At 57.8% G+C, this 7,606-nt stretch carries 5 protein-coding genes; 1 reads left to right on the top strand and 4 read right to left on the bottom strand.

Annotated elements, in window-relative coordinates; genetic code table 11:
* A partial coding sequence (locus tag FHW66_RS20530) for a hemagglutinin repeat-containing protein (protein WP_183381690.1) occupies positions 1-892 on the bottom strand: 892 nt, incomplete at its 3' end.
* Between the two features lie 289 nt (positions 893-1,181).
* On the opposite strand from FHW66_RS20530, the gene FHW66_RS20525 reads away from it, so the two are divergent.
* Entirely contained in the window at positions 1,182-1,517 is a 336-nt protein-coding gene (locus tag FHW66_RS20525) for a hypothetical protein (protein WP_183381689.1), read from the top strand.
* Between the two features lie 151 nt (positions 1,518-1,668).
* Here the strand turns inward: FHW66_RS20525 and FHW66_RS20520 are convergent, their stop codons facing one another.
* From FHW66_RS20520 to FHW66_RS20510, 3 genes are all read right to left on the bottom strand, one after another.
* Positions 1,669-1,857: a hypothetical protein gene (locus FHW66_RS20520; protein WP_183381688.1), complete on the bottom strand. Its 189-nt coding sequence runs from the start codon at positions 1,855-1,857 to the stop codon at positions 1,669-1,671.
* Between the two features lie 140 nt (positions 1,858-1,997).
* Entirely contained in the window at positions 1,998-2,231 is a 234-nt protein-coding gene (locus FHW66_RS20515) for a hypothetical protein (protein WP_183381687.1), read from the bottom strand.
* Positions 2,228-7,606 (bottom strand): hemagglutinin repeat-containing protein (locus tag FHW66_RS20510; RefSeq protein WP_183381686.1); only part of this gene is annotated, 5,379 nt, incomplete at its 5' end. The genes FHW66_RS20510 and FHW66_RS20515, both read right to left, overlap by 4 nt.

Raw genomic sequence — 7,606 nt, 5'->3', positions numbered from 1 at the left:
CGATGGTGGCGAGTGTTTGCTCGACGGTCTTGCCGGTCAGTGCTTCTTGCGCAGCGGCATCGGTGATGGTGATCGTGCCACCGCTGATGCCCGAGCCGGTGCTGCTGCTGTCACTGCCGCTGGTGCTCCCATAGCCGAGGCCGGTGCCGTTCATCTTGGTGCTGGCATCGGTCATTTGGCCGGGCTTGTCTGCTACAGGCTTGGCTTCGGTATGGCTGACGCTGATGCCTGCGCTCATGCTGTCGGCCTGGTAGTCATCGTGGTTGGCGATGCTGGACTGGGTCAGCGTTTGGGTAGTGAGGCTGTTTTTGTTATCGGTGACGGCTTGTGCGGTACTGGCGATCTTGGCACCGATGAGGTCGGTGTTGCCGTTGACGGTGACCTTGAAGCCGCCATCACCGGCGACACTGACGCCCATGCTTTGTTGGCGACCTTCATAGGTGCTGGTGTCTTGCAGGCTGTCGATGTGGAGATTACCGCTGCCGGAGCGCAGGGTGAGCTGCTTGCCTGCTTCGACCTGGGTGTTGATCTGGGTGACGTCGTCACCATCGCCATAGCCCTTGCCACCGGCCACGCTGGCGTTGACGCCGATATTGCCGGAGGCACTGACGGAGACACCGACCGAGGCGCTGCTGTTGCTGTTGGTACTGTGTTGGGCGCTGGTGTTTTGGGCGGCGAGGAGAGTGATGTCGTGGTCGGCTTCGAGCGTGGCGTTTTTGCCAGCCTTGATCTGGCTGCCCTGCATGGTGAGGTCACTGGCGGTACCGCCACCGGTGGCGCGCAGGTTGAGGTTGCCACCGGCCATGACCGCTGCGCTACGGGCGGTGCTGCTGCTTTGCTCGTTGTGGCTTTCGCTTTGGCTGGTCGAGAGCAGCGGTATGCAGAACATCATTGCATGCTTCATAGAGATAAATTGGCTTGACGCACGCCCTTCAAAAAGAGAATAATCTGCCGTCCCTGATAAAAAAGGGAACGAGTTTTGCAGCTCAGATTACCAAAGCGCACAGACCGCGCCACGCGGGTTTTTTATGTGCGAGCTGTTGTTGTGCCTTCTTTGGCGGCAATGGCAGGGAGGCTTCGGCCTGCCGGGTTCCTTTGGTACCGGTCTGCAAACCTTGTCATTTGCCGCCACCCTCGTTTTGCAGCGAGAAGCGGCTTAACCGCTACCAAAGGAGGCTTCAATGCCTAGCACTATCACGTCTGACCAAAAAACCATCCCACCTCATCACGAAGATTTCCGCTGGATTCACGGCCCCGGCCGCGAGGAAAAATTCGCTGACTTCATTGAACTCACTCGCGATGTCAGCGCAGGCATTACCTCCTGTATGCACATCATTTACGCCCGTGATTTAGCCAATGAAATGAATCAGGACAACGATCCTGAACAAGAGGTCGCGCCATCGATTGGGAAATCCGATAGCGCCAACTTGTTTCGCCTGTCGCTGGCAGCAGCGACCATGCTGCGCGATGTGTCTGAGGAACATATCGCGTGCTTGAACAAGTATTGGGATGAATAATTGACATTCAGGGAGGGGCTTGCACGGTGCTGTTTCAGGCCGTGCAAGTTGCGGTAAAGTCGGATACGGAACTTCTAACAATCCCGCAACGTTTAGCGGATTGATTCAATCCACGTCTTTTCATCCTGATGTAACTTCTAATTATTGCCATTTAATTTGAATCTTTTTTGTGGCTTTCTTTTGCACGCTTTTGATCATTATCAAAAGGTTTTAATCTATGTGTATTTGCACTTTCTGCATATGCTCCAATAGAGGCAGTCAAAGTACCACCCATAACTCCCCAAAAAATTAAAAATCCGTTTAGAAAAAAATAAGAGCAAATGGCAATTGCTATTCCCAATATCCAGATTGATGTTCTGAACCAAGGGGTGAAGTTCCCATTTTTAATTATCTTCTTTTTCCTTCTCCTATAGCATTATTCAACCTGTCAAAGGAAGTGCTTGCTGGCGAACTATTTTTTATAATTTCATTTATTTCAATTCATTCAATAAACCCAGCTTTGCGCAGATGCTTTGGCATATATACCCACGCCCATATCGTGACCACCACAAATATCGGGCCACCGATCCATAGCAAAGCCGTATTCTCTTCCAGTTTGAATGCGAAGCGGCAAATTCCGGCTATTACGGCAGCATAGAAGCCGCCTGTAAATAAAGCAGTACTTCCCACGATGATTGTAGTGCGCACAAACGTATAAATCTGCTGGCCGGTCATTTGCTTCCACTTGCTTTACGAACGTCATTAATCAAGGTCGCACCTTGCGACCCCGTCCCGTACAACAAAATAGCTTGTGTAGTGCCATAGGGCAGCGGCAATTTAGTCAGCGGATTCAATGTCGCATTTCTAAAACCTGATACCGTGACGCCAAACAGCGATTCGGTTCGATTAATTCCATCTGAAATACCAACTTTGAGTGGAACCTGTACACCCATTGCCATAAACGTCGCAAGAAAATTCAATCCATCATATGTAGCATTACCCCATACTGGAAAAAATTGATTAAACTGATTTCGAAGTGGATTAACACCCGGTGCCGCACTGCCGTTATAAGCGTTGTACAAACCACTGCCCCCCTCAATCATCGCGCTGCCACCAAAAGCAGTCATCGGGCCACCGGCGACACATCCAAGTCCGCTTCCACACAAGGCCAGCCCACCCGTTGCAGTCAGCCAGCCGGTCGCTACCTTGACACCATCCTTGATAACGGGAATATGCGTTGACTGTAAGCGATCGGTAGCTTCATTCATCATCGAATAAACAAACTGCCCCTTTGTCTGCTGCTCGTTAATCCACGCGGTTTCATCTTTAAGAGAATAGGCCGTCATGACATCAACAAAGTTGGCGTTGTACTCTTTGCTGCCTTCTGGATATTGTGACCAGCATTTGACCGCATAGCACGCCGCCTGCGTAAGACGCGCTTCTTTGTCCTTGTCTCCATTCGCTTTCTTCGCAATAAGGTCTTTTTCACTTTGATGCAACTGCCGGTTATTCGCCTCCACATTGACCGCAGCAGCCATCCCCGCGTTCCCGCCTGCGGCAGCACCAATTGCCCCCGCAGCAATCTGCGCCAGCCCTTGCTTGAGTACCTCGGGCAAGTCCGTCTTGCCGAGCTGTTCAGTAATGGCGGTCATCGCCAGTGATGAACCTGCTGCACCAGCGGCCCCGGCGAGACCGCCGGTCATTGCGCCAGAAATAGTATGCAGCGCGATCCGGCGAAAGCCGTCCTCGCTCCATTCGTTGGCTTCTTTTAACAGGGCGGCACGTTTGGTGGGATCAGTTTCTTTACGTGCCTGTTGGCGCAGGTCGTTTTCCTTGTTGGTCGCATAGTCGCCAATCAACTTTGCTGCCTGCTGCCCAAAGGCTTGCCTGATCTGGGTCTGTGCGTTCACATCCTCCATCAGCTGCTGCCCATCCCAGTTCTTACTGAGCTTGTTGCTGCTGTCTTCGTCGCTGCGCACCGTGGTGTCGATGGTGGCGAGTGTTTGCTCGACGGTCTTGCCGGTCAGTGCTTCTTGCGCAGCGGCATCGGTGATGGTGATCGTGCCACCGCTGATGCCCGAGTCGGTGCTGCTGCTATCACTGCCGCTGGTGCTCCCATAGCCGAGGCCGGTGCCGTTCATCTTGGTGCTGGCATCGGTCATTTGGCCGGGTTTTCCGGGGACGGGCTTGGCATCGCTATGGCTGATGCTGATGCCTGCGCTCATGCTGTCGGCCTGGTAGTCATCGTGGTTGGCGATGCTGGACTGGGTCAGGGTGTGCGTAGTGAGGCTGTTTTTGTTATCGGTGACGGCTTGTGCGGTACTGGCGATCTTGGCACCGGTAAGATTGGTATTGCCGTTGACGTTGACGGTAAAGCCGCCATCACCGGCGAGGATGCCGGATTGTGCATTGACGCTGGCGTAGCTGCCGTCAACCTTGCTGCGACTGACGTTGACGGCGCCGCTGGCAGTGCCGGTACCACCGGCGACACTGACGCCCATGCTTTGTTGGCGACCTTCATAGGTGCTGGTGTCTTGCAGGCTGTCGATGTGGAGGTTACCGCTGCCGTTGGTGCCGACATTGACGGTGACTTGCTGGCCGCTGGTGGTGGCACCGCGTAGGGTGGTGTCGCTGCCGGAGCGCAGGGTGAGCTGCTTGCCTGCTTCGACCTGGGTGTTGATCTGGGTGACGTCGTCACCATCGCCATAGCCCTTGCCACCGGCCACGCTGGCGTTGACGCCGACATTGCCGGAGGCACTGACGGAGACGCCGACCGAGGCGCTGCTGTTGCTGTTGGTACTGTGTTGGGCGCTGGTGTTTTGGGCGGCGAGGAGAGTGATGTCGTGGTCGGCTTCGAGCGTGATGTTGTTGCCGGCCTTGATCTGGCTGCCCTGCATGGTGAGGTCGCTGGCGTTGCCGCCACCGGTGGCGCGCAGGCTGAGGTTGCCACCGGCTACGACCGTGGCGCCACGGGCGGTGCTGCTGTTTTGTTCGGTGTGGCTTTCGCTTTGGCTGGTGCCGACGCTGACGTTGAGGCTGACGACGTCGCCCATGCTGCTGGCCTGATTCAGGGAATTATAGGTGCTGTAGGCGGTGAGCCCGGCGGCACCAGCGGCGAGTGCCTGCATGCGGCTGTTGTCGGTCTTGCTGGCGGCTTGCTTGAGTTGCTGGACGCTTTGCATGGCGGACAGCACCGGGCTGGTGACGGATACCGTGATGCCGGTTTGCTTGAACTGGTGGTCTTGCGTGCTGGCGCTGGTGTCGGTGGCTTGCTGGATAGTGATGGCTTGGGCATCGATATCGATGTTGCCGGTCAGGGCCAGTACGTCGCTGCCGGTTTGGGTATAGGTCTTGCCGGCGCTGATGCTGACATGGCCATTGGTACTGCCGAGGGTGCTGGCGTTGTTGCTGACTTGGTGGCTGGTCTGGGCGTCGTTCTCCTGACGTGTGCCGGCGGTGATGCTTGCGCCGCTGCTCATGATCCCGGAGCGCTTTTCTTCACTTTTAAAACGGCTGTCGCTGGTGTCTTGCGAGGTGCTAATGCGGATGTCGTTGACGGCGGCTAGCGTGAGGTCCTTGGTGGCGACGACGTTGCTGCCGGTGACGTCGATGTCGCGTCCGGCGAGGATGCTGACGCGGTCGCCTGAGAAGGTGCTGCCGATCTGTGCGGTGCTGTTGTCGTTGCGTTGCGAGCGGCTGCTGGCGCTGGAGAGCGGTCCGCTGGTGGTGGTGTAGATGGCCTGGTCGATCTGGCTTTCCTGCTGGGCAGTGTCGAGCTTGACGTCGCGTCCGGCGATGGCGGTGAGTGCGCCTTCGGCATTAACGTCGGCGGCGCGGGCGTGGATGTCTTGCCCGGCAGCCAGCGTCAGTGTGCCGCCGCTGTCGATTCCGGTGCCGATGACCTGGGTGCTGCTCAGATTAAGGTGGTTGTCGCGGTCGTAGCGGACCTTGTCGGTTTGCTGGGTCTTGATGGTGTCGAGCTGCAGGTCACGTCCGGCGGTAATACTGGCATCACCGCTGGTCTGGATAGTGGCCGCGACCAGACTGACGTCGCGTCCGGCCTGGATCGACAGTTCGCCAGCGGCAATGCTGCTGATCTGCTTGAGCCCGGTATTGAGGCCGTTGGCGCCGTTGTGGGAGGCGGTGGTGCTGGCTAGTGTGACGTCATTGCCTGCGAGGATGCCAACCCGGTTGCCGCTGATGTGGCCGTTGCTGACTAAATCGTGGCCGGCGGTCAGTATCACACCATCGGTGTCGGCATTGCCGGTGCTGTGCAGGGTACCGCTGTTGTGGATGTCGGTGGCACCGAGGATGAGCTGGTTGGCGGCGCGCAGGGTGCCGCTATTGGCGAGGCTGCCGTTGACGTTGAGGTTGATGTCGGCCGCTGCCATCAGGGTGCCGCTGGGGGCGATGTCTGCGGCAGCGAGCTGGCGCAGGTAGACCACCGGTGCCAGTACCCGGGTGCTGCTGCCGTCGGGCAGGGTGACGGTTTGCGCGACCAGCCAGACGATGTCGGCGGTGAGCGCGGCCATCTGCGCCGCCGTCAGGGCGATGCCGGGTGTGAGCTGGAAGGCGGTGGCAGTGGCGACACCGGCTTCCATCAGGGCCTGGTATTGGGCTTCGGCATTGCTGTAGGTGCTGAGCTGGCGCTTGCCGGTCAGTTCGCCGAGTTGGTCGGCGATCAGTTTTTGTTCGTAGTAGCCGTCGCCGAGGCGTTTCTGGATAGTTTGCGGGTCGAGCGCCAGACGGCTGATCAGGTAGTCGCTGGAGAGAAATGTCTTGTAGTTGGTGAACTGGGGATCGGTTTCAACCAGGGTGTGATGATCGGGTTGCGGGTGCAGCTTGAAGAAGCCATTGTCCGGCAGCGGTGGCAGGGGGATGCCGGGTAAGCCGCTGTCGGGCGTGGCATCGGGGGTGATGGTGCCGATGGCGAGTGCAATCGTGACCGGGGCCAGGACGTTGTCGTAGGCAGCGCCGTCGTTGTCATAGTTGTAGTTGTTGGTGTGCGATGAGCCGCTGACCCAGTGGTAGTAGTTTTGCCTGGCGGTCATTTTGCGAATCGGCGTGCCGGTGCCGGTGGCGCCGATGTTGTTGAGCGCGTCGACGGTGCCGATGAGTTTGCCACCGGCGATGATTTGACTCTTGTCGTTGGTGACCCGACCAGAGAGCAGCAGATCGCCACCGGCACTGATGCGTGCCGGGTCGCTGCTCTGGACGACGGTCTTGCGGACGATTTCGGTGTAGTCGCGTTTGTAGAATTTCTCGAAGCGGTTGCCATCCGGGATGACCAGCACAATGCCGCCATTGCCGCTGTCGCTCCAGCGTATCTGATCGGCGCTGAACCAGACATCGGGCGCATTCCAGGCGGCGTATTCGGTGACGTGACGGGCGCTGCTGAAGTCGTCTTCTTCGGTGGTGCTGAAGTGGTCGTTGCGGTTGTTGAGTTCGGCGCTCTGTAGGCGCAAGGCACCACCGGCGTCGATGGTGGCGGAGGCGTTGAGGATGCTGGTGGCTTCGCCGGTGACCTGGTTGTCGGCATTGAGTGTGCCGCCGATGCTCATGTCGCCCTGGCTTTGCAGTAGGGCGTGTTCACGGTTGATCACTTCGGCCGCGCCGATCTGCAGCGTGTTGCGGGCGGCAATGACGCCTGCTTTGTCGTTCTCGACATCATTGTTGACATCGTTGCGCAGGGTGGTGGTGCCGAGCGCAATATCGTTACCGTAAATTTGACCAAGGTTATGGATGTCTGCGGCGCGCAGGACGGTATCTGTCTGGCTGTTGAGCAGACCGGTGTTGTCGAGCTGGCCGCTGGTGTTGATGGTTAGCGCTTGCTGTGCGGCTAGTTGACCACTGTTGCTGATGGTGTCGCTGCCTTGGATAGCAATCTTGCCGGTGGCGGTGGTATCGCCGATGAAGGTGAGTTTGCCGCTGCTGTCGATCTGGATATCGCCCGCCTGCGCGGCGATATTGCCCATGCTGCGCACGCCGACACCGGCTTCGGTGCCAATCAGGCGAATATGGTTCGCGTACATACCGCCCATTTGGGATAGGTCGATACTGACTGTCGGTTGCTTGTCACGTCCTTCGATGACCTGCACGCCGAGGTCGGC

The organism is Herbaspirillum sp. Sphag64, from assembly GCF_014192645.1.
Lineage (GTDB): Bacteria > Pseudomonadota > Gammaproteobacteria > Burkholderiales > Burkholderiaceae_D > Herbaspirillum.
This window is presented reverse-complemented; position numbering and strand designations above follow the sequence as displayed.

What these genes read in the sequence shown, in the direction of transcription:
- FHW66_RS20525 (WP_183381689.1), top strand. Translation starts at nt 1,182, where the DNA reads ATGCCTAGCACTATCACGTCTGACCAAAAAACCATCCCACCTCATCAC.
- FHW66_RS20515 (WP_183381687.1), bottom strand. Translation starts at nt 2,231, where the DNA reads ATGACCGGCCAGCAGATTTATACGTTTGTGCGCACTACAATCATCGTG.